19 protein-coding genes and 1 pseudogene are annotated in these 21,611 nt (G+C 56.1%); 14 read left to right on the plus strand and 6 right to left on the minus strand.

All coding sequences use genetic code 11. The annotated features are described in order from the left end of the window. The 7 genes and pseudogenes from AC6RNO_RS00005 to AC6RNO_RS00035 all read left to right on the plus strand — a co-directional run. A partial coding sequence (locus AC6RNO_RS00005; RefSeq protein ID WP_497104133.1) for a cobaltochelatase CobT-related protein occupies positions 1 to 890 on the plus strand: 890 nt, incomplete at its 5' end. A gap of 63 nt (positions 891 to 953) precedes the next feature. Further along, positions 954 to 2,132 carry a formate-dependent phosphoribosylglycinamide formyltransferase gene (gene purT / locus AC6RNO_RS00010; protein WP_474687166.1) on the plus strand — a complete coding sequence of 393 codons (1,179 nt, stop codon included), beginning with the start codon at positions 954 to 956 and terminating at the stop codon, positions 2,130 to 2,132. A 54-nt stretch (positions 2,133 to 2,186) separates the two neighbouring features. Next, positions 2,187 to 2,666 carry an acyl-CoA thioesterase gene (locus AC6RNO_RS00015; protein ID WP_474687165.1) on the plus strand — a complete coding sequence of 160 codons (480 nt, stop codon included), beginning with the start codon at positions 2,187 to 2,189 and terminating at the stop codon, positions 2,664 to 2,666. An 82-nt stretch (positions 2,667 to 2,748) separates the two neighbouring features. Further along, positions 2,749 to 3,542, plus strand: a pseudogene (locus AC6RNO_RS00020) (TIGR00266 family protein). 443 nt (positions 3,543 to 3,985) lie between these two features. After that, positions 3,986 to 4,819, plus strand: coding sequence for an alpha/beta hydrolase family protein (locus AC6RNO_RS00025; protein WP_474687162.1), 834 nt, complete (start codon positions 3,986 to 3,988; stop codon positions 4,817 to 4,819). Between the two features lie 18 nt (positions 4,820 to 4,837). Beyond that, positions 4,838 to 5,035 (plus strand): YezD family protein, encoded by a 198-nt coding sequence (locus AC6RNO_RS00030; protein WP_474687170.1) that lies wholly within the window; start codon positions 4,838 to 4,840, stop codon positions 5,033 to 5,035. A 93-nt stretch (positions 5,036 to 5,128) separates the two neighbouring features. Then, positions 5,129 to 6,127, plus strand: coding sequence for an alpha/beta fold hydrolase (locus AC6RNO_RS00035; protein ID WP_497104134.1), 999 nt, complete (start codon positions 5,129 to 5,131; stop codon positions 6,125 to 6,127). A 269-nt stretch (positions 6,128 to 6,396) separates the two neighbouring features. Here the strand turns inward: AC6RNO_RS00035 and AC6RNO_RS00040 are convergent, their stop codons facing one another. The 3 genes from AC6RNO_RS00040 to AC6RNO_RS00050 all read right to left on the minus strand — a co-directional run bounded on the left by AC6RNO_RS00040 (position 6,397) and on the right by AC6RNO_RS00050 (position 7,744). Beyond that, positions 6,397 to 6,621, minus strand: coding sequence for a hypothetical protein (locus tag AC6RNO_RS00040; protein WP_474687160.1), 225 nt, complete (start codon positions 6,619 to 6,621; stop codon positions 6,397 to 6,399). 25 nt (positions 6,622 to 6,646) lie between these two features. Further along, on the minus strand, positions 6,647 to 7,267 hold the full coding sequence (locus AC6RNO_RS00045) for a CatB-related O-acetyltransferase (RefSeq protein WP_474687158.1): 621 nt from the start codon (positions 7,265 to 7,267) through the stop codon (positions 6,647 to 6,649). Between the two features lie 144 nt (positions 7,268 to 7,411). After that, a complete protein-coding gene (locus tag AC6RNO_RS00050) occupies positions 7,412 to 7,744 on the minus strand; it encodes a hypothetical protein (RefSeq protein WP_497104135.1) in 333 nt (110 codons plus the stop codon). Positions 7,745 to 8,039: 295 nt separating this feature from the next. Between AC6RNO_RS00050 and AC6RNO_RS00055 the strand changes: the two genes are divergently transcribed. Then, a complete protein-coding gene (locus AC6RNO_RS00055) occupies positions 8,040 to 8,411 on the plus strand; it encodes a methyltransferase domain-containing protein (protein WP_497104136.1) in 372 nt (123 codons plus the stop codon). A gap of 287 nt (positions 8,412 to 8,698) precedes the next feature. Next, a complete protein-coding gene (locus tag AC6RNO_RS00060) occupies positions 8,699 to 9,256 on the plus strand; it encodes a GNAT family N-acetyltransferase (RefSeq protein WP_497104137.1) in 558 nt (185 codons plus the stop codon). A 415-nt stretch (positions 9,257 to 9,671) separates the two neighbouring features. On the opposite strand, the gene AC6RNO_RS00065 is transcribed toward AC6RNO_RS00060, so the two are convergent. The 3 genes from AC6RNO_RS00065 to fadR are packed head-to-tail and all read right to left on the minus strand — an operon-like array spanning position 9,672 to position 12,117. Then, positions 9,672 to 10,655, minus strand: a complete 984-nt coding sequence (locus AC6RNO_RS00065) for an FAD-binding protein (RefSeq protein ID WP_497104138.1) — start codon at positions 10,653 to 10,655, stop codon at positions 9,672 to 9,674. A gap of 28 nt (positions 10,656 to 10,683) precedes the next feature. After that, positions 10,684 to 11,445 (minus strand): electron transfer flavoprotein subunit beta/FixA family protein, encoded by a 762-nt coding sequence (locus AC6RNO_RS00070; protein WP_497104139.1) that lies wholly within the window; start codon positions 11,443 to 11,445, stop codon positions 10,684 to 10,686. Positions 11,446 to 11,481: 36 nt separating this feature from the next. Further along, the gene (fadR, locus tag AC6RNO_RS00075; protein WP_497104140.1) at positions 11,482 to 12,117 is read right to left on the minus strand and encodes a fatty acid metabolism transcriptional regulator FadR; all 636 of its coding nucleotides are present in this window, start codon (positions 12,115 to 12,117) and stop codon (positions 11,482 to 11,484) included. Between the two features lie 205 nt (positions 12,118 to 12,322). Between fadR and AC6RNO_RS00080 the strand changes: the two genes are divergently transcribed. From AC6RNO_RS00080 to AC6RNO_RS00100, 5 genes are all read left to right on the plus strand, one after another. Beyond that, complete coding sequence (locus tag AC6RNO_RS00080; RefSeq protein WP_497104141.1) at positions 12,323 to 14,356, plus strand: heterodisulfide reductase-related iron-sulfur binding cluster; 2,034 nt, start codon at positions 12,323 to 12,325, stop codon at positions 14,354 to 14,356. A gap of 79 nt (positions 14,357 to 14,435) precedes the next feature. Then, positions 14,436 to 16,829: a 3-hydroxyacyl-CoA dehydrogenase NAD-binding domain-containing protein gene (locus AC6RNO_RS00085; protein WP_497104142.1), complete on the plus strand. Its 2,394-nt coding sequence runs from the start codon at positions 14,436 to 14,438 to the stop codon at positions 16,827 to 16,829. A 42-nt stretch (positions 16,830 to 16,871) separates the two neighbouring features. Further along, positions 16,872 to 18,074, plus strand: a complete 1,203-nt coding sequence (locus AC6RNO_RS00090) for an acetyl-CoA C-acyltransferase (RefSeq protein ID WP_497104143.1) — start codon at positions 16,872 to 16,874, stop codon at positions 18,072 to 18,074. A 13-nt stretch (positions 18,075 to 18,087) separates the two neighbouring features. Next, positions 18,088 to 19,860 carry an acyl-CoA dehydrogenase FadE gene (locus AC6RNO_RS00095; RefSeq protein ID WP_497104144.1) on the plus strand — a complete coding sequence of 591 codons (1,773 nt, stop codon included), beginning with the start codon at positions 18,088 to 18,090 and terminating at the stop codon, positions 19,858 to 19,860. Between the two features lie 62 nt (positions 19,861 to 19,922). Continuing rightward, positions 19,923 to 21,596 (plus strand): AMP-binding protein, encoded by a 1,674-nt coding sequence (locus AC6RNO_RS00100; protein ID WP_497104145.1) that lies wholly within the window; start codon positions 19,923 to 19,925, stop codon positions 21,594 to 21,596. Positions 21,597 to 21,611: the final 15 nt, after the last annotated feature.

The following is a 21,611-nucleotide window of genomic DNA, read 5'->3' on the forward strand; positions in this document are numbered from 1 at the left end:
TGCCCGCAGCCGCAGGGCACGGGAAGGTCGTCGCCGGCGTGCGCGCGACGGCGACGTGGCTGGCGCCTGGGCGGCCTACCGCGGAGCAGGAGGCCGCCTACAGGCGCATGAGCGAGCGTGTGGCGCCGCTCGCGAACAAGCTCCGGCGCGCGATACGGCGCACGCTGGAGCAGAAGCGGATCGCCCCGCGCGGCGATCGGCTGTTCGGGCGGCTCGACAAGCGCTTGACGCGAGCCGTGGTCGAGGAGGCGCCGCGCCTCTTCTACAAGAAGCGCGCGCCTGTGCCGCAGCTCGACGCAGCGTTCGCGCTGCTCGTCGACTGCTCGGCGTCCATGTACGACAAAATGGACGAAACGAAGCTCGGGCTCGTGATGTTCCACGAGACCCTGAAGTTTTTGCGAATCCCCCACGAGGTGGTGGGATTCTGGGAGGACGCGGACCGCGTCACGGAGCAGGAAGCGCCCAACCTGTTCCAGGTTGCGGTCGACTTCGGCTCCTCCTGCGCGCCCGGAAGCGGAGCGGCTCTGCTCGCGCTTGAGCCGCAGCAGGACAACCGCGACGGCTTCGCGATCCGCCGCATGGCGGAGCGGCTGCTGCGGCGGCCTGAGCGGCAGCGCGTGCTCCTGGTGTTCTCGGATGGCGAGCCTTCGGCAGCGAATTACAACGATGCGGGCATCCTCGACACCTGTGAGGCCGTTCTGCAAGCGCGCCGCCAGGGGCTGGAAGTGATCAGCGTCTTCCTTGCGAACGGCCAGGTTCATGAGACGCAGCAGTTGACGATGCGCAACATTTACGGGCGCAGCAGCATCGTCGTGCCGAACGTTGGCGAACTTCCGGAGCAGCTTGCCCCCGTTCTGCGCAAACTGCTGCTTAAATCTATCTTTTCATAAACAAATCCTTTACAATAAGACAGGTAAAAATGATCGAAAGTGCAGTCAGGAGGAACTTGATTCATGTACGGAGCACCTTTAACCCCCCGCGCGAAAAAAATGATGCTGCTCGGTTCCGGAGAGCTCGGCAAGGAGGTCGTCATTGAAGCGCAGCGGCTCGGGATCGAAACGATTGCCGTCGACCGGTATGCGAACGCGCCAGCCATGCAAGTCGCGCATCGCAGCCATGTCATCGACATGCTGGATGGCGAGCAGCTGAGAAGCTTGATTGAACAGGAGCGCCCGGATTTGATCGTGCCGGAAATCGAAGCGATTGCCACGCCTGTGCTCGTCGAGCTGGAGAAGGAGGGCTTTCGCGTCATCCCTACCGCAACGGCATCCCGTCTGACGATGGACCGCGAGGGCATTCGCCGTCTGGCGGCGGAAACGCTGCAGCTGCGCACCGCGAAATATGCGTTCGCCGATACGCTTGAGGAGTTGAAAGAAGCTGTGGTGCGCATTGGAACGCCTTGCGTGATCAAGCCGATCATGAGCTCCTCCGGCAAAGGGCAAAGCGTATGCCGGAAGCCGGAAGACGCGGAGCAGTCCTGGAACTATGCGATGGAAGGCGGGCGCGCCAAGAACGGCCGCGTCATCATCGAGGAGTTCATCCATTTTGATTCGGAAATTACGCTGCTCACGGTCCGTTCCGTATCGGGAACGACGTATTGCGAGCCGATCGGGCATATTCAAAAAGACGGCGACTACATAGAATCGTGGCAGCCTCATGCCATGAGCGAAGCGCACATTGCCGAAGCCCGGCATATCGCCAAAACGATTACGGATGCGCTCGGGGGCTACGGTATCTACGGGGTCGAGCTGTTCCTTTCGCAGGACGGCGTCTATTTCAGTGAAGTTTCCCCGCGGCCGCACGATACGGGCATGGTGACGATGGCGACCCAGGATTTGACGGAATTCGCGTTGCATGCGAGAGCTATTCTCGGACTGCCGATAACCGGCATTCGGCTCTTGACGCCGGGAGCGAGCTATACGCTGAAAGCGGACCGGGAGCAAGTGTCCTACACGATCAGCGGGCTGGAGGATGCGCTGTCCGTACCGAACACGCAAGTTCGCGTATTCGGCAAGCCCGAGACGAAAACGGGACGCCGCATGGCGGTCGCGCTCAGCAGCGCCGAGACGGTCGAAGAAGCGAGAAGCCGCGCCAAGCAGGCGGCATCCGCATTGAAGCTGAATTACGAGTAAATTCGGCTTTTTCACAAGCATGGCATGGCAAGTTATCATCAGGAGGAAATTGCATTGGAAGCCAAACCAGCCAGATTGTCCCGCACGATTATGACCGAAATTATTTTTCCGGCCGATACGAACTTTCACAATACGATGTTCGGCGGCCGCGTCATGCATTTTATCGACAAGGTGGCAACTATAGCCAGCATGCGCCATTCCCGCCGGTCCGTTGTGACGGCTTCCAGCGACAGCCTGGACTTTTTGGCCCCGGTCAAGCTTGGCGAAGCGATTCAGCTGGAAGCTTTTGTCACCTGGACGCACCGCAGCTCCATGGAAGTGTACGTGAAAGTGGAATCGGAAAATTTGCTGACAGGAGAAAAGAAAACGACGGCAACTTCGTACTTGACATTCGTCGCATTGGATGATCAAGGGCAGCCTTGCCCTGTACCCGCGGTCATCCCGGAAACCGAGGAGGAGAAGAGGCTGTTCGAAACCGCCCACTCCCGCTACGAAGCAAGGAAAAAGCGCAAAGCCGAACGAAATCCGCTGTAAGAAGTTCCGGCCTTCATGAAACTCTCGCTGCCTTAGGCCGTATACAATACTAATTTGTATACATTTTAGGTGGAGTAATTTGATGAACGCACACGAAATCGATTATCGGATTTTAGGGAACGAAATGCAGTACGTGGAAATCGAGCTTGATCCGGGGGAAAGCGTCGTTGCGGAAGCCGGTAGCATGATGATGATGGATCAAAACATACAGATGGAAACCATATTTGGCGACGGAAGCAACGATAATAAAGGCTTTATGGGCAAGCTGTTCGTGCAGGCAAGCGTCTTTTAACGGGCGAGAGCATGTTCATGACCATTTTTACGAACCGCAGCTACGATGGCAGAGAGCAGGTCGCCTTTGCGGCGCCGTATCCCGGCAAAATCATGGCTATGGACCTGCGGCAGCTGGACGGCAAGCTGATCTGTCAAAAGGATTCTTTTCTCTGCGCGGCAAAAGGAGTTTCGCTCGGCATCGCGTTCCAACGCAAGCTGGGGGCGGGTTTTTTCGGTGGCGAGGGCTTCATCATGCAAAAGATTGAGGGCGACGGCCTCGCCTTCGTCCATGCCGGCGGCACCATCTGCGAGAGAGTGCTCCGCCACGGGGAGATGATCCGCGTGGATACGGGCTGTCTCGTCGCTATGACGCAAGATTTGGATTACGACATCGAAATGGTGCGAGGCGTGAAAACGGCGCTGTTCGGCGGCGAGGGGCTGTTCTTCGCAACGCTTAGAGGTCCCGGACGCGTTTGGATCCAATCGCTGCCGTTCAGCCGTTTGGCTGATCGCATCGTAGCGGCCTCCGGCCCTTTCGGGCGCAAAGAGGAGGGCAGCGTTCTGGGAGGCTTGGGGAACCTGATTGACGGTAACGGAAAATAAGACGAGCTTCGGAAAAAGCCGCCTGACTGGCGGCTTTTTGTCGTCAAGAGGGAGCTGCGAAAAATATTCCAAAAACAGCATTGACACCTCTTCGGGGTGGTGCTAATATAAATGTAAATTAATCATAGTAAACACATCGGAATTATTAATTATTATCCACCGGACCTCCGGAGATGATGTCGGTAATTTTGTAAATTCCAGCGGCAGCTGGGCATTTTATTCAAAATTATTTTAATGGCAGCGCGAGAGGGGTTGGCTTGGATAAGAACAGCGTTTACTTTAACACTCCAAAAGCGGTGCAGCGGGCGGAAGGGCGGGGCAGGACAGGACGTTTTTGTTCGGATACCGTTTATCTGACCGGGAAACCCTAGAAGCTGGAGAAGAAGTATCCGCACCGGTTCAACATAACAGATCAACTTGACACGAAGAAAGGAAGTCTTCCCATGGAACATACGATCACGATTCAGAGCGACAATACCGAATTGGCAGCGACGCTGCATTACCCGACCCATACTGCGCAGGGGGCTCCGACAACCGATTGCGAGCGCTGGCCGCTTATTATTATTTGCCACGGTTTCATCGGCAGCCGGATTGGGGTAGATCGATTGTTCGTTAAAGCTGCTCGTGAGTTCAGCGCCAAGGGGTACCTCGTTCTTCGGTTTGATTACGGAGGCTGCGGCGAAAGCACAGGCGATTACGGAGCCGGCGGTCTTGACGTTCTGATCGATCAGACCCGCAGCGTTATCGATTATGCGCTTACGATCGATTGCGTGGATTTAAGCCGGGTTATTCTCGTGGGGCACAGCCTCGGAGGAGCTGCCGCGCTGTTGACCGCAGCCAAAGATCATCGCGTAAAAACGCTCGTGCTGTGGTCTGCCGTCGCACATCCGCACAACGATATCGTAAGAATCGTCGGCAAAAGCGAATATGAAAAACTGCCGCAGGGAGGCTCGATCGATCATCATGGCTATATGCTGACAAGCCGTTTCTTCGAGTCGTTATCCCGGCACCAGCCGTTCGAGCAGCTTCGCAAGTTCAACGGTGACGTGCTCGTCATACATGGTACGGCCGACGAGACGATTCCGGTCGACTACGCCCCGCTTTATCAAAAAATGTTCTGGCTCCGCAAAGAAGGCCAGTGCGACATCGAACTTATTTATCATGCAGATCATACGTACTCGACTGCTTCCGCCACCAAAGAGCTGTTCGAGAAAACAGCGGATTGGCTGTCTTTTGTACAGAAACGCAAAAAAGAATGGAACGATTGGACGATTTAATAGTTGGAGGGATTCATGATGGCCAAACCTTTGGAACTGGATGATATTTGGGTGGACAGAATCAAACAAATGCTTAACGGGATGGAGTACGGCTCTGTACAAATTGTAGTTCACGACGGGAAAATCGCTCAGATTGACCGGACAGAACGCAAAAGATTCGAATCTCAAGCGCAGCAGCTTCAAGCGGTAAAAGCCGTCAAGCAGAGCAAAGCCTGAACGCCTGACGCCTGCCTGTACACCTGAACCGCGATCCGTCCCGATGACGACTTGCCGCCAGCTCTCTTTCTTTGGAAAGGGGGCTGTTTTCGTATGCTTGAAGCCTTTATACTGAGAGTAACGACAATTTGGCGGGAGGAGCCTATGCGGGAGCGGAATTTCATTTGGCTGGACACGGAGGACACGGAAATTTTCGTATACGAATGGCTTCCAGAGGAAGAGTCCGGTGTTAAGGGCATCGTGCAGATCGTACACGGCATGTCGGAAACGGCAGGGCGCTACAAGCGGTTTGCCGAAGTTTTGGCAGCGCATGGTTACGCGGTTTTTGCCCATGATCAGATTGGCCATGGACGAACGGCCGGTTTGCCGGATCGGGTAGGCATTTTGGGGCAAAATAGCTTTCACAGGATGGCATGGCACACGGCGGGAATTACCGAATATGTGCGTTCCCGCTACGATAGCGATTCGCCGCTGTTCGTCATGGGACACAGCATGGGATCGTTTGTCGTGCAATTGTACATGGCAACCTACATGGCGGAGCATCCGGATCGGGTGCAAGGTGTTCTTTTGTCCGGGTCGAACGGCAAACAGGGGCCGGTTCTCGAAGCGGGTCTGGCCATCGCGGCCGTTGAAGCCTGGCTTAGAGGGGACGATCATCGCAGCGGCATCATTCATGCGCTTACTTTTGGAGCGTATAACAAAAAATTTGCGCCTAACCGCACAGCGGCGGATTGGCTCAGCCGGGACCCGCTGGAAGTCGACGCTTACATCGCCGATCCTTACTGCGGCGCCGTTTTTACAGCCGGGTTTTACCGGGATTTTTTCAAAGGGCTCAAAACCATTCATCAGCCGAAGCTGCTGGTCCAAATCCGCAAAGATTTGCCGATTTTTGTTTTTTCGGGGGATCGGGATCCGGTCGGCGATTGCGGCAAAGGGGTTCGGCGGCTGCTCGACATGTACCGCGAGCTCGGCTTGCGGCAGGTGACCGGCAGGCTGTATCCGGACGGACGCCACGAGATGCTGAACGAGATCAACCGGGATGAAGTGATGCGGGACATTTTGCAATGGCTGGAATCATATGCGCAATTGTAGGTGGCGGACGGACGCCATCTATTTTTTTGGAATGCCGGGTTTTAAACATATTGACTCTCACGCCGCGTGATCCTTTATCGTTAATTTCGGGAGGTGGACGATAGATGGCTTACACTGGAATAGGCGGGCCTATGAAAAAGACTGTCCTAAGGTCAATGATCTTGGGACAGTCTTTTATGCGGTGTCTGCCGCCGATTGGGCTTTAGCCCCGAGTTAGCCCCGAACATCGACAATTTAAAAATTTTCCATACATGACATATTCCCTCATCCTACAATATTTGTTGAGCATTCAGTTCGGCAGCTCGCCGCCGAACTTCCTCGTCCTGCGCAAGCGTGATGCTGTTTTTCTTCACTTCATACATTTCCAGCAAATAGGCAATCACATCGGTGTCCATGCTGAATCGTAGTTCTTTCCGTATCTCACGCAGCCTAGCTTTTGCACCATGGCTAATATCAATTCTTGGCCTTCTGTCTGCACTAGTTGTTCTTGCCAAAACTATCTCCTCCTCTCAGTTTCCTTCACGTTATGGAATTTCTTTTTCTTTTAAAATATTCAATACAAGCTTTTACATCATCTTTAGGCAATGTAATCAATTCATCGTTATCATATTCCCACCATTCAGACTCCAACAATTCCAAGCGAGTTTCCAAATCAAAACGATATCTAATCAATTTCGCTGGAACACCCCCGACAATCGCATAAGGCGGCACATCCTTAGTTACAACAGCACCTGCACCAATAACGGCGCCATGACCAATATTCACGCCATTCATAATAATGGCATTCAAACCAATCCAAACATCCGAACCAATAACCGTATCTTTTTCTTGTGGGCTTATCTCAACATCATCATTTTGAGCAATATTCAATATACCAGTAGTTAGATGATCCATTGGATGCTGAGAAGCACCTAAACAAACATTTCTAGCAATAGAACAGTACCGACCTATAAAAACATTGGGAGAGATTTGCCCAGCGCCACCTTGATAATACGAGTTTCGACCCATATAAAAATTCAACATAACAGATGGTTCTAACGGTAACCCCGCAGGCTCCTCAATAAAAACATTACGAGCTGCATTCGCATACACATATTTGACATCAGGTTTCGTTTCAAACATCATATAACCAACTCTCATTTTTTTTACTTTCTCATAGGCAAATTTCGGAAACCGAATTTCACCGGCTCGTGCCGATCGGGGCCAATAAGGTATACCGCAAGCGAGATCCGGAAGTGAAAAAAGTATACTCACGGGCGAGCTGCAGCCGACTTTTCGTACACCCTATTCCCCGCTGATTATTCTCCGCTGGCTTTGTAGCGCCCTAGCGTCCGCCTCTTCTTGAGACGCGCCGCGCCGAACGTAGCCTCTAACCAATATGTTTTGCTCCTTCCTATTCAGTTTTTCCGGAATAGTTTCCGCCGTCCAGCCCTCGGCAATCGCCCGGCGAAGAAAATTGACCGGTGATTTGACTTCTCTTGGAGACTGCCGAAGTATGAGCAGCAGCTCCAGCACTCGCTCGTACTCCAAGCGGGCGAGAACGTCTAGGATTTCTTCCGTAGGACGATCAAGCGTAGCGATTTGGTACGCCAGGATGATAGCATCTTCCTTTTTCACCAATATCAACCTCCCATATATAGAATACCACATTTTAGGGTCTAAATTTACGGTTTTAGGGACTTTTTGAGAATCCGAGAAAAACGTAGCTACAGCGAGAAAAACAGAGTTCGGCTCCCAGCCAAAATGCCGGCATTTTTCCATTGTTCCATGGCAGCTTAATCGGCCAAAACGGCGGAATTTGCCCGAATACGGGAAATGGGCCGCTGGACTTCCGCACAAAATACCGAATTTTTATACATATGTCTCCCAGCCGCGGCAGACCGGCCAAGCTTGCAGGCGTGGAGCGGGAGAAATGGAATCACAACTCGCACGATCACCGGTTTTTGGCGCAGTACATTCCTCGCAATTGCGGGCACGCACTGGATATCGGCTGCGGAACGCCGATATTATGGAACTGCCGTTAAAGGAACGATCGCTCGATTTCATCGCTTCGCTTGCCGTTTTCCACCACCTGGATCTCGGCCTGCTGCTGCCCAAGCTGAAAAAAGCGCTTCGCCCGGGCGGCGCGCTCGCCATTCTGGATCTGTATGAGCAGAGCAGATGGGAACAGCTCGCCAACCTGTGGGCAGCGCTGTACAGCCGATTGCATTTGTGGCGGAAAAAAGCGTGGCAGACGGAAGCCGAGAAGTTGGCCTGGCAAGAGCACCGCGCGAATGACGTGTAAATGACTTCGCATGAGCTTAAAAAGCTGTACGATGCCCATCTGCCTTCCCATCGATTCAAGCTTCACTTGTTTTGGCGCTATTCGGTCGTGTGGGTGAAAGAGTAAAATCAGCGTCGGCGATTCGGCGACGGATAGAATCGCTGCAAGGCAGCTCCCGGCTTGGTTGCGTGCTGCATCAACATCATCCAGTCCGCAGAGGGCCTGATGGATGATGCTTCATTCTACTTGATTAGCTATCTGGAATCATCTAACATAAAATTATTAAATTTATGAGAGGGGCCTAATTTATGGTTAATATTCGACCGGTTGAACTCCGCGATGTGGATACGATCTATAAGTTTAAGTTGGATGAAGAAGTGATGTTCTGGGCGGCAGGAGGGTTTGGCAATGCGATTCCTGCACGAGAGCAGTTAGTTGAAGAGGTCAGAAAACAGTCACCCCAAGATACGCAGCGCGCTTTTGTGATTGAGGTACAAGAGGATGCTCAAGAGGAGCCTATAGTAATTGGCCAGATTTCCTTCAACAATATGGATCGGTTAGCGCGAAGGGCAACAATTGGCATGCTGATCGGTGACCGCCGCTATTGGGGCAAAGGGTACGGGACGGCTGCATTGTCGGAATTTGTAAAGATTCTATTTGCGCGCTATAACCTAAACCGTATTGACATTGACACGTTTGCTGATAACAAACGAGCGATTCGGTGTTACGAAAAAGTAGGCTTCAATGTTGAGGGTGTACGGCGTAAAGCCTTGTGGACGATGAATGGCTTCAGGGATCAGGTGATCATGGGTCTTCTTCAGGAAGAGTGGCTAAACAGAAATGGAAACACGGCGTATTACTTGTGATGCGCCTCTCCCGTAGGTCGTGGAACTGCACGATTGGGCAAATATCAGCTTACTAGGGAGAAAACCTGCGAAAGTGCAGGTTTTTCTTCCTGAAATGGCTTGTTTTGGCGAAAAACCTGCAAAAGTGCAGGAATTTTCGCTGAAAGTAAGTATGAGTCTATGCGTTCGGTGAAAAGCCTATACTTTTGCAGGAATTGTTCGTGGACAGCGATCAAGGACGCAAATTCATGTATTTTTGCAGGTTTTCTTCGCACCGCCAGGCAGATCGCGGCTATCGACATTGACGTGGGGGCACAGCCTGCGCTTTGTGCAGTGAATCTGAGGTGACGTCCACGCGGTGCATGCAGCAGGAGAAAATGAGCCGCCCGGCTCCATTTTAGCATTTGCAGCAGCGGGGGAACCGGGCCGGCATCACCTACGGCAGCAGCTTGCGGAACTCCGCGGTCAGCAGCGGCACGACCTCGAACAGATCGCCGACGATGCCGTAGTCGGCGACTTTGAAGATCGGCGCCTCCGGGTCCTTGTTGATCGCGACGATGACGCGCGATCCGCTCATCCCCGCCAAATGCTGGATGGCGCCGCTGATGCCGCACGCGATGTAGAGGACCGGCGTCACGACCTTGCCGGTCTGGCCGATCTGCATCGCGTAGTCGCAGTACCCCGCGTCGCACGCTCCGCGGGAAGCCCCGACAGCGCCGCCGAGGCCGGCAGCCAGCTCTTCGAGCGGCTTGAAGCCATCTTCGCTGCGCACGCCCCGTCCGCCGGAGACGACGATTTTGGCTTCCGCCAAATCGATGGCGCCGGACGTTTTACGGACGACCTCCCTGACGACGGCGCGCAGGGAGGGAGCGGGATAGGCAACATCGATGACGGCGGCTTGACGCGAAGCGTCAGGCTCCGGGGCTGCGATGTTGTTCGGCCGGATCGTCACGATCCACGTTCCATCCGGATCGGCAAACGCTTTCTTTTCGACGGCTTTGCCTGCGTAAAGCGGGCGGGTAAAGACGACACCATCCGTGCCGCGCTCGATGGCGGTAACGTCCGAGAGCTGGCCGGCTTGCAGCTTCGCGGCCGCGAGCGGGGCCAAATCCCGGCCGACGGCCGTGTGGCCGAAGAAAACGGCTTTCGCCCCTGCGGTCCGTACGACTTCAAGCAGGGCGGCCAAATAAGCTTCCGGATTGTACGCGTCCAAATCCGGGTGCTCAACGGCGTAGACGGCATCGGCGCCGCAGGCCGCCAATTGCCCGGCATGCGCTTTGCTGCCGGGACCGCCAATGAGCGCAGCCGCTATGCGGTCGTCCGCCTCCGCGGACAGCCGGGCCGCGCGCAGCGTTTCGAGCGATACTTGGCGAAGCTTGCCACCGCGGGCTTCCGCAACAACGAGAAATGGTTGTGCCATGCAAACATCCTCCTTCGGTATCCTTTTTTCAGATAACTTTGGACTCGCTCCGCAGAGCCAGCGCGAGTTCGGCGGCCTGCTGCTGAATGTCGCCTTGCAAAATCCGGCCCGCCTTGCGCTGCGGCGGGAGCGCGAGCCCGACGCGAACCGTACGGGCGGCGGTCCCGGCAGCGCCGATATCGTCAAGAGTGAGCTGCCGGAACGGCTTTTTCTTGGCTTTCATGATGCCGGGAAGAGAAGGGTAACGAGGCTCGTTCAAGCCCTGCTGAGCAGTGAAAAGGGCGGGGAGCGGGACTTCGATCACCTCGGTGTCGCCCTCGGCGTCGCGCTGCGCGGCAGCAATGCCGCCCGCGATGTCCAGCTTCGTTACGGCTCCTGCATGCGGGAGGCCGAGCAGGGCGGCCAGCCGAACCGCCACCTGGCCGGAACCGTTGTCGACGGAAAAATTGCCGCCGAGAATCAGGTCGACAGGCTGCGTCTTCAAATAAGCGGCCAAAATTTCGGCAACTTCGTATTCATCCCCGCTAATGCGGCTGTCTGCAATCAGCACGGCCTCGTCCGCCCCCATCGCGAGCGCAGTCCGCAGCGCTTCCGCCGTCCGTTCGGGACCGACGGAGAGCAGAGTCACTTTGCCTCCGAGACCGTCGCGGATCCGTATCGCTTGCTCGACGGCATATTCGTCGTATGGGTTAATGACAAATTTAACGCCTTCCTCCACAATCGCTCCGCCTTCGACGGCGATTTTTTCCTCCGTATCGAACGTTTGCTTCAGCAGTACAAAAATGTCCATAGCCAAGCTCCTTTCCGAATATACATGTAGAGAGTGCTAGCTTTCGACGCCTTTCATGAAAAAATCGATCGTGCCCTTCACCTGCGCGGATAAACGGTACTTTTGCCCGGAGATGAGCCAGGAGGTGACGACTTCGTCCATCGCTCCGAACAGGAGGAGCCTGACGAGCTTGACGTCCAGATCGGCGCGGAAGTTGCCGTCTTGCTTGCCTTTTTCCAGTATATTTTCGATCAGAACAATATATGGCTTGACGGCGGTGCCGATTTCTTTGCGCAGCTCCAGGTCGCTTTGCCGCAGCTCAATTTGGGTAACGTAGGCGAGTGGGAGATTGGCTTCCAACTCCGAAAAGTGGATCTCGCACACTTTGTACAGCGCTTCTTTGGCGCTCATGCGCTCGTCGAGTCCGCTGTTGAACTTTTCAACAAGCTCGCCGAGCTTTTCCCGGAACAAGCCGGTCAAAATATCCTCCTTGCGCTTGAAGTACAAATAGATGGTGCCGTCCGCAACGCCAGCTTCTTTGGCTATCCGCGATACTTGCGAACGGTGGAAGCCGTGTTCAGCAAAAACCCGGAGGGCGCCTTCGAGAATCGCGTAATATTTATCAGGCTTTTTGCCGCTTGTCAATCGGATCACCCCGGTGTAGAATACAAATATTTCTGAATGAATACTCATTCATTTGGCAATTTCATCATAAAATAAGGCTGACCCCCTGTCAATGAATGGTTTACGGAAAACGCAGCAAGCCGGAGCTCACGCACAGGTCGCAGCATCTATGAAGCATTGTTCACGTATGGTTGCCATAGCGGGTGAATGTTGCTTTTTTGCGTTGTCCGATGCTGTGTTTTGAAAAAAGTTGGTTTCCGGGAGGGTGATCGATGTGAACGGTACGTTCGTTCAGTTTGCGCTGTTTGTTGCGGTGGCCGGATATGCGGTTTATTTGTTCGGCTTGGCTGTATATCGCCGCTATTTGTACATTCGTCTCGGAAAGCCGGTGAATTTGAACAGGGAGGTGAAGGAGCGGCTGCGCGAATTCGCGGTCCAGGTATTCGGGCAGACGAAGCTGCTGAAAGACCGCCGGAGCGGGGTGATGCACATCGTCATTTTTTACGGCTTTCTTATTTTGCAGCTGGGGGCGCTGGACCTGATTGTGAAAGGGCTGATCGGAAAAGGGCTGCCGATTCCCGGGTACGCATGGTTCGGTTTCGTTCAGGAGTTGACGGCGGCGCTCATCGTGCTGGCTATCGGCTATGCGGCTTACAGGCGTTACGTCGAAAAGCTGCAGCGGCTCAAAAGGGGCTGGAAACCGAGCGCCGTACTGTTTTTCATCTTCTTTTTGATGCTGTCGGTGCTCTTCACGATGGGCTTCGAACGGCTGCGGGAAGGATTGGAACCCTCTGCGCTCGCGCCGATTTCGTCGCTCCTTGCGGGCGTTTTCGGCGGGATGTCCCGATCTGCGGCAGCGGCGGCTTTTTATGCGGGCTGGTGGGTTCATTTGCTGATTCTTTTGTCTTTTCTGGTTTATGTGCCTCAGTCCAAACATTTCCATATGATAACGGCGCCGGTCAACATTTTGCTGCGCCGCACGGGGCCGACTGGGAAGCTGAGCACGCTCGATCTGGAAGATGAGCAAGCGGAATCGTTCGGCGCCGGGAAGGTCGAAGATTTTACGCAAAAGCAGATGCTCGATTTGTACGCCTGTGTGGAGTGCGGCCGCTGCACGAGCGTCTGTCCGGCTCATACGACGGGCAAAATGCTGTCGCCGATGCATCTGATCACCAAGCTGCGCGATCATTTAACGGTAAAAGGCGCAGCGGTCACCTCCAAATCGCCGTGGGTTCCGGCGTTCGCTTTTGCCGGGGGCGGCGATCCGAACCCGCTTGCGACCGAGCTGATCGGCGGCGTCATCACGGAGGAGGAGCTGTGGGCCTGCACGACATGCCGCAATTGCGAGGACCAATGCCCGGTCGGCAACGAGCACGTGGACAAAATCGTCGATATGCGCAGGCATCTCGTCCTTACGCAGGGCAGCATGCCGCACGATGGCCAGCGCGCTTTGCTTAATATCGAGAGGCAGGGCAATCCATGGGGCATCAGCAGGAGCGACCGGGCCAAGTGGGTGAAGGAGGCCGACCCGGACGGCGAGCTTCGCATCCGCACGGTCAAAGAGAACCCGGATTTCGAATACTTGCTCTTCGTGGGCTCGATGGGTTCGTACGACAACCGCAGCCGCAAGGTGATCCGCGCTTTCGTCAGGCTGATGAACGAAGCCGGCGTTTCTTTCGCGATTTTGGGCAGCGAGGAGAAAAACTCCGGCGACACGCCGCGCAGAATGGGCAATGAATTTTTGTTTCAGCAGCTGTGCGCCGACAATATCGCGGTTTTTCAAAAATACAATGTGACGAAAATCGTCACGGCCTGCCCGCACACGTATCATACGTTTAAAAACGAGTATCCGGACTTCGGTCTGCAGGCGGAAGTTTACCACCACACGGAGCTGCTTGCCTTATGGGTAAAAGAGGGACGGCTGCGGCCCCGCCACGAGGTGCGGGAGCGAATTGTGTATCACGATTCCTGCTATCTCGGACGCTATAACGAAGTGTACGAGGAACCGCGCAGCGTGCTTGGAGCGATCCCCGGCGTCCGGCTTGTCGAGCAGCCGCGCTCGCGCGCAAACAGCATGTGCTGCGGCGCCGGCGGCGGCATGATGTGGATGGAGGAGAGCGCAGGCACGCGCGTCAATCTGGCGCGAATCGAGCAACTGCTGGCCGTAAATCCGACGGTGATCGGTTCGGCGTGCCCGTACTGTTTGACGATGATGGAAGACGGAACGAAGCTGAAGGAGATCGAAGAACGGGTACAAACGCGCGATATTGCAGAAATTTTGGAAATGTCCGTATTCGGAACGGCATAAAATCATTGTGATGAGCATTCGGCTTTATGCCAAGCGCTGCAAGCGAGGCCGAAGCACAACGCCCAGGAGGTTATCCGCTATGACCAAAATCCGCACAGCCGCAGTTATCGGTTCCGGAGTGATGGGCTCCGGTATCGCCGCTCATTTAGCCAATGTCGGCATCCCCGTACTGCTGCTTGATGTCGTGCCCGCAAGCCTGCTCCCCGAGGAAGAGGCGGCAGGACTTGCGCCGGACGATCCCAAAGTAAGAAACCGGCTCGCTCTGAACGCCGTTGAAAAGCTGAAAAAGACGAACCCGGCCCCGCTTTTCAGCGAAGCGTTTGCCGCAAAAATTACGCAGGGCAATATCGAAGACGATTTGCCAAAGCTCGGCGCTGTGGATTGGATTATCGAAGCGGTCGTGGAAAGCTTGCCCATCAAGCAGCAGCTGCTCGGCCGTATCGAAGCGCTGTGGACGCCGGGGACGATCGTGAGCTCCAATACGTCCGGCATTTCCATTCGCGAAATGGCCGAACACTGCAGCGACGCGTTTAAAAAGCATTTTTTGGGCACGCATTTTTTCAATCCGCCACGCTATATGAAGCTGCTCGAAATCATTCCGGGCGAGCGCACCGACCCGGCGATCGTGGCATTCATGGCGGCATTCGGCGAAAAGAAACTGGGCAAAGGCGTCGTGCAGGCGAAAGATACGCCGAATTTTATTGCCAACCGGATCGGCACGTACGGACTGCTGGTCACACTGCGCGAAATGCTGAGCAAAGGCTATTCCGTGGAAGAAGTCGATGCGGTGAGCGGTCCCGCCATGGGCCGGCCGAAAAGCGCGTCGCTGAGGACGCTCGATCTGGTCGGGCTCGACACTTTTGTCCATGTGGCGGACAATGTGTTCCGGCATGCGGCTGACGCGGAGGAAAAAGAGGTGTTTGGCACCCCCGAAGCGATTCGCGGGATGGTCGCCAAAGGCTGGCTCGGAGAGAAGCGGGGGCAAGGCTTTTATAAAAAAGTGGCCGGCGACGGGGGCAAGGAGATTTTGGCGTTGAACCTGCAGACGATGGAATACGCTCCCAGCCGCCAAATAAGCTCGCCCTCGCTGGAAGCGGCGAAGCAGGCCAAAGGGGCCGAGGCCAAATTGCAAGCGCTGCTAAACGGGAAGGACCGGTATTCCGAGTTGGCATGGCGGCTGCTGAAGCCGGTGCTGCTGTACTCGGCGGAGAAGCTGGACGAAATCGCCGATTCGATTGCTGAGGTGGATCGGGCGCTCAAATGGGGCTTTAATTGGGAGCTCGGCCCTTTTGAAACGTGGGACGCCATCGGGCTGGCGAGTTCCGTAGAGCGTATGGAATCGGAAGGAGACGCGGTTCCGGCTTGGGTAAAGGACTGGATTGCGGCAGGATATGACAGTTTTTACCAAAAACGCAGCGGAAGCACTTTTTATTACTGGCACAACGAGTACCGGGGCCTGGAGACGAGGCCGGAAAACATTTCGCTGCAGGCGCTCAAGCGGCAAAACAAAACGGTCCGCTCGAACAGCGGAGCGAGCTTGATCGACATCGGGGACGACGTCGCGTGTCTCGAGTTCCATTCGCCGAACAATGCGATCGGCGCGGACATTTTGTCGATGATTTCGCAGAGCGTAGACGAAGTGCGCCGCAACTGGCGCGGACTGGTCATCGCGAACGAAGGCAAACATTTTTGCGTCGGGGCCAACCTCATGCTGCTTCTGATGGAGGCCCAGGATGAAGAGTGGGATGAAGTGGACGGCATTATCCGCTTGTTCCAAAACACGATGACGAAGCTCAAAGGGCTTGAAAAGCCTGTAGTGGCGGCGCCTCATAGCATGACGCTAGGAGGCGGCGTGGAGGTATGCCTGCCGGCCGATCAAATCGTCTTCTCCGCGGAGACGTATTTCGGGCTCGTTGAAACGGGCGTCGGCCTTATCCCGGCAGGCGGCGGCTGCAAAGAGATGGCGCTGTGCATCAGCCGGCTGACCGACAATCCGGAGGTCGACCTGCAGCCGTTCGTCAATAGCGTGTTTGAGACGATCGCGATGGCCAAAGTGTCGGCGAGCGGGCACGACGTGCGGCGAATCGGCTATTTGCGGCCTCAAGATACGGTCGTCGTCAACGCCGATCACCGGATTTACGAAGCGAAGCAGGCGGTACTCCGCATGGAGCAGGCCGGCTACGAGCTGCAGCAGCCGGAGCCGATCCGCGTCGTCGGCGAGAACGGTAAAGCCGTCCTGCAAGTTGCCGTGAGCGGCATGCATCAGGGAGGATACATCAGCGAGCACGACCAATTGATCGCCGGCAAGCTTGCCCATGTGCTGACAGGCGGCCACGTGCCGGCCGGGACGGCGGTCAGCGAGCAGTACATGCTCGATTTGGAACGCGAGGCGTTCCTCAGCCTCTGCGGCGAACCGAAGACGCAGCAGCGCATGCAGTATATGCTCGCTAAAGGCAAGCCGCTGCGCAATTGAAGCTATGGATTCCTATTCCTATCAAGCTGTGAGGTGAAGCCGATGAAGGAAGCAGTTATCGTATCGATCACGCGCACGGCGGTCGGCCGCGCGAAGAAAGGCAGTCTGGCCCAGACGCGGGCGGAAGATCTCGGCAAAGCCGTGCTGGAGGAAGCTGTCCGGCGGGCACCGGGGCTTGCCAAAGAGGACGTCGAAGATGTGATCATCGGGTGCGCGATGCCCGAAGGCGAGCAGGGGCTGAACTTCGCCCGCGCGATGTCGCTGTACGCGGGCTTTCCCGTGACCGTGCCGGCGATCACGGTCAACCGGTTTTGCGCCTCCGGGCTGCAGGCGATCGCCTATGCGGTGGAGCGCATTATGCTGGGCCATGCAGAGGCGATCGTCGCCGGAGGCGTTGAGAGCATGAGCCACGTCCCGATGACGGGCTTCAAGCTCTCGCCGCATCCGCGGCTTGCGACCGACATGCCCGAGGTGTATATGGGCATGGGTCATACGGCCGAAGCGGTCGCCAGCCGCTTCGGCATCTCCCGCGAAGACCAGGACTGCTTCGCGGTGCGCAGCCACCGGCGGGCCGCCGCCGCCGTGCAGGCGGGCCGCTTCAAAGACGAGATCGTGCCGGTGGGCACGAGCGTCAAAGGCATCGACGAACGCGGGCGGGCGTTCGAGCGGAAGTTCGTATTCGATACGGACGAAGGCGTCCGGCCGAACACGTCGATGGAAGGCCTCGCGAAGCTGAGGCCTGCGTTCAGCCTTGCCGGCACCGTGACGGCCGGCAATGCGTCACAGACGTCGGACGGCGCAGCCGCCGCCGTGCTGATGAGCCGCGAGCGGGCCGAAGCGCTCGGCCTGGAGCCGCTGGCGACGTTTCGCGCGTTCGCCCTCTCGGGCGTCGAGCCGGAATTGATGGGCATCGGCCCGGTCGAGGCCATTCCGAAAGCGCTGCGCATGGCCGGTCTAACGCAAGACCAAGTAAGCCTGTATGAAATCAATGAGGCGTTCGCTTCCCAATGCGTGCACATTATCCGCGAGCTGGATTTGGATGAGGAGCGGGTCAATGTGAACGGCGGGGCGATCGCGCTCGGCCATCCGCTCGGCTGCACCGGTGCGAAGCTGACGGCGAGTCTGATCTATGAGCTGCGGCGCCGGGGAGGCGGATTTGGCGTCGTATCGATGTGCATCGGCGGCGGGATGGGAGCCGCCGGCGTGTTTGAAGTTCATCCGGCCAAGGAAGCGGCCGGCAGCTGAGGAGGGAGACGGCATGGAAAACAAAGTGGTCGGCGGCAGTTTCATCATTGCGGACACGGATTTCCGCAGCATCGTGACGCCGGAGGATTTTACGGAAGAACACCGCATGATTGCGGAGACGACGAGCGATTTTGTCGACGGGGAAGTGCTGCCGCACGACGAGCAGCTGGAAAAGCTGGACTACGAGCTTACCGTCCGGCTCATGCGCAAAGCGGGCGATCTGGGGCTGCTGGGCGCGGATGTGCCGGAAGTGTACGGCGGCCTGGGGCTGGATAAAGTCAGTACGACCGCGATCACCGAAAACCTGGCCCGCGCTTCTTCCTTCGCTTTGTCGATCGGAGCGCACGTCGGAATCGGCACGCTGCCGATCGTCTTCTTCGGCACGCCGGAGCAGAAGCGGAAATATTTGCCCGGGCTTGCGACAGGGGCGTTAATCGCCGCTTATTGTTTGACGGAGCCGGCTTCAGGTTCCGACGCGCTCGGCGCCAAAACGACGGCCCGCCTGTCCGCGGACGGCAAGCATTACATTTTGAACGGATCGAAGCTGTATATTACGAATGCGGGTTTTGCCGATATTTTTATCGTCTACGCCAAAATCAACGGAACGGATTTCAGCGCCTTTATCGTGGAAAAAGGTCTTCCGGGCTTCACGCTGGGGCCGGAGGAGAAAAAAATGGGCATCAAAGGCTCCTCGACGCGCCCGCTGTTTTTCGAGGATGTTCACGTTCCCGTGGAAAACCTGCTCGGTGAAGCCGGCCGGGGCCATGTGATCGCCTTCAACATTTTGAACATCGGCCGGTTCAAGCTGGCCGCAGGCTGTCTTGGCGCGGCCAAGGAAACGATCCGCTTGTCCAGCCGCTACGCCAATACGCGCGAGCAGTTCGGCACGCCGATTTCGCGCTTCCCGCTGATCGCGGGCAAATTGGCCGAAATGAATATTCAAACCTATGCGATGGAAAGTATGGTATATAGAACGGCAGGACTGTTCGACGGCTTGCTGGGGGATATGGATTTGGCGAGCGGGGATGCGGGCAAGCAATCCGCCAAAGCAATCGCCGAATACGCGCTGGAATGTTCGATCAACAAGGTGTTCGCGTCCGAAGCGCTGGACCGAATCGCCGACGAAGGGGTGCAAATTCACGGAGGCTGCGGCTACATCCAGGAGTACAACATTGAGCGTATTTATCGGGATTCGCGGATTAACCGGATTTTTGAAGGTACGAACGAAATCAACCGCCTGCTCATTCCCGGCACGCTCATCAAAAAAGCAATGAAAGGCGAGCTGCCGCTGCTGCAAAAAGCGCAGGCGCTGCAAGCCGAGCTGCTTTCGCTCGTGCCCGGTCAATCGTTCGAAGGGACGCTTGCGGAGGAGGCGCATCTCGTCTCGGCAGCGAAAAACATATTTTTGATGACGGGGGCTTTGGCCGTGCAAAAGTACGGGCCGGCGCTGGAGCAGCAGCAGGAAGTGCTCGGCGGTTTGGCCGATATGATGATTCAAATTTTTGCTGCCGAAAGCGTGCTGCTGCGCACCCGCAAGCTGATCGACCGGGCGGGGGAAGAGAAGGCGGAGCATGCGGTCCGGATGACGGCCGTGTTTGTGCACGATGCGTTTGGCACGGTGGAGAGCTTGGCGAGAACGTGTTTGAGCGCGATGGAGGAAGGCGATATGCTGCGCACGCAGCTGTCGATTCTGAAAAAGCTGTCCCGCCGCTCCCCGGTCAATACCGTAAGCTTGAAGCGCGAAATCGCAGCGCGTGTCGTACAAGGGGAGAAATATATCGTATAGTCGCCCTTTAATTGCGAAGACAGGCAAGCTCCACTCCAGGAAGCTGAAGGGGATGGTTTTGTATGAATTCCGCAAAGCCTTGGCTGCGCCATTATCCCGGCGAAGTGGCGCCGACGTACGACTACCCGAAGCATAATCTTGCGCTCTTTCTTGTTGAATCGGCCAGGAAATTTCCGGCTCGCCCGGCGCTTTATTTTATGGGGAAGACGCTGAATTACGAAGAAGTTCAGGAGTCTTCCTTCCGTTTTGCCGGCTCTTTGCAGCGTCTGGGCATCGGCAGGGGCGACCGCGTCGCCATCATGCTGCCGAATTGTCCGTCGGCGGTTATCGCCTATTTCGGCATCCTGATGCTCGGCGCGGTCGTCGTCCAGACGAATCCGCTGTATAAGGAACGCGAGCTGGCTTACCAGCTTTCCGATTCCGGCGCGGTTGCGATCGTTACGCTGGACCTGCTTTTCGAACGTGTGCACAAAATCAAGGAAAAGACCGCTCTCAAGCACGTGATCGTCACATCGATCAAAGATTATTTGCCTTTTCCGAAAAGCGCGCTGTACCCGGTCAAAGTGCGAAAAGACGGCATCCGGCTGCGCATTCCTTACGGCAAGGGCGTGTACAGCTACAAAAAGCTGCTGCGCGCCTCCCGGTCCGATCCGATTTGCGCGGAGGTCGATGCGGTGGACGATCTGGCCCTGCTGCAGTATACGGGCGGGACGACAGGCGTGTCCAAAGGGGTAATGCTGACGCATTTCAATCTGATTGCGAATACGTATCAGAGCCGGAACTGGTGCTACCGGATCAAGGACGGAGAGGAACGCTTTTTGGGGGCTTTGCCCTGTTTTCACGTATTTGGGCTCACGGTGCTGCTCAACCAGTCCGCGCTTACGGCCGGCATGCTGATCCTGATACCCAAGTTTGAAGCGGAGCCGATTTTGAGCGCTATTTCGCAGTTGAAGCCGACTATTTTCCCGGGAGCGCCGACGATGTACATCGCCTTGATCAACCATCCGCGGATTCGCCAATACAATTTGTCGTCCGTTAATGTATGCATCAGCGGTTCCGCGCCGCTGCCGCTTGAGGTGCAGGAGCGGTTCGAGGATCTGACGGGCGGCAGACTGATCGAAGGTTACGGACTTACCGAGGCTTCCCCGGTGACCCATGCCAACCCCCTGTGGGGCTACCGCAAAATCGGCACGATCGGCATTCCGTTTCCCGATACGGATGTGAAAGTCGTCGATTCTGCCACAGGCGCAGAATTGCCTTATGGGCAAATCGGCGAACTTATCGTAAAAGGGCCGCAGGTGATGAAAGGCTACTGGGGACGGCCGCAAGAAACGGAAACAACGCTGATTGACGGCTGGCTGTACACGGGAGATATGGCGACGATGGATGAGGACGGGTATTTTGCGATTGTCGACCGGAAAAAGGATATGATCATCGCAGGAGGCTACAATATATATCCGCGGGAAATCGAAGAAGTGCTTTACGAGCACCCGGCCATACTGGAAGCCGCGGTTGCAGGGATTCCCGACGCTTACCGGGGAGAAACGGTGAAAGCGTTCGTAGTCGTAAAAGCAGGAATGAAGCTCGATGAGCGAGAATTGGAAACGTGGTGCCGCGAGCGGCTGGCTGCCTACAAGGTGCCGCGACAAGTAGAGTTTCTCCAGTCGCTGCCGAAAACGATGGTCGGCAAAGTGCTGCGCCGCCAACTGCTGGAGGAAGAGCGGGAAGCCAAATAAAGAGAGCGGCGGATA

This window comes from Paenibacillus sp. sgz302190 (assembly GCF_059820445.1).

Bases quoted from the DNA above. Each gene is read 5' to 3' on its own strand.
- purT (WP_474687166.1), top strand. From the start codon at position 954: ATGTACGGAGCACCTTTAACCCCCCGCGCGAAAAAAATGATGCTGCTC.
- AC6RNO_RS00025 (WP_474687162.1), top strand. From the start codon at position 3,986: ATGGAACATACGATCACGATTCAGAGCGACAATACCGAATTGGCAGCG.
- AC6RNO_RS00030 (WP_474687170.1), top strand. From the start codon at position 4,838: ATGGCCAAACCTTTGGAACTGGATGATATTTGGGTGGACAGAATCAAA.
- AC6RNO_RS00035 (WP_497104134.1), top strand. From the start codon at position 5,129: ATGCTTGAAGCCTTTATACTGAGAGTAACGACAATTTGGCGGGAGGAG.
- AC6RNO_RS00045 (WP_474687158.1), bottom strand. From the start codon at position 7,267: ATGAGAGTTGGTTATATGATGTTTGAAACGAAACCTGATGTCAAATAT.
- AC6RNO_RS00055 (WP_497104136.1), top strand. From the start codon at position 8,040: ATGGAATCACAACTCGCACGATCACCGGTTTTTGGCGCAGTACATTCC.
- AC6RNO_RS00060 (WP_497104137.1), top strand. From the start codon at position 8,699: ATGGTTAATATTCGACCGGTTGAACTCCGCGATGTGGATACGATCTAT.
- AC6RNO_RS00065 (WP_497104138.1), bottom strand. From the start codon at position 10,655: ATGGCACAACCATTTCTCGTTGTTGCGGAAGCCCGCGGTGGCAAGCTT.
- AC6RNO_RS00070 (WP_497104139.1), bottom strand. From the start codon at position 11,445: ATGGACATTTTTGTACTGCTGAAGCAAACGTTCGATACGGAGGAAAAA.
- fadR (WP_497104140.1), bottom strand. From the start codon at position 12,117: ATGAGTATTCATTCAGAAATATTTGTATTCTACACCGGGGTGATCCGA.
- AC6RNO_RS00085 (WP_497104142.1), top strand. From the start codon at position 14,436: ATGACCAAAATCCGCACAGCCGCAGTTATCGGTTCCGGAGTGATGGGC.
- AC6RNO_RS00090 (WP_497104143.1), top strand. From the start codon at position 16,872: ATGAAGGAAGCAGTTATCGTATCGATCACGCGCACGGCGGTCGGCCGC.
- AC6RNO_RS00095 (WP_497104144.1), top strand. From the start codon at position 18,088: ATGGAAAACAAAGTGGTCGGCGGCAGTTTCATCATTGCGGACACGGAT.
- AC6RNO_RS00100 (WP_497104145.1), top strand. From the start codon at position 19,923: ATGAATTCCGCAAAGCCTTGGCTGCGCCATTATCCCGGCGAAGTGGCG.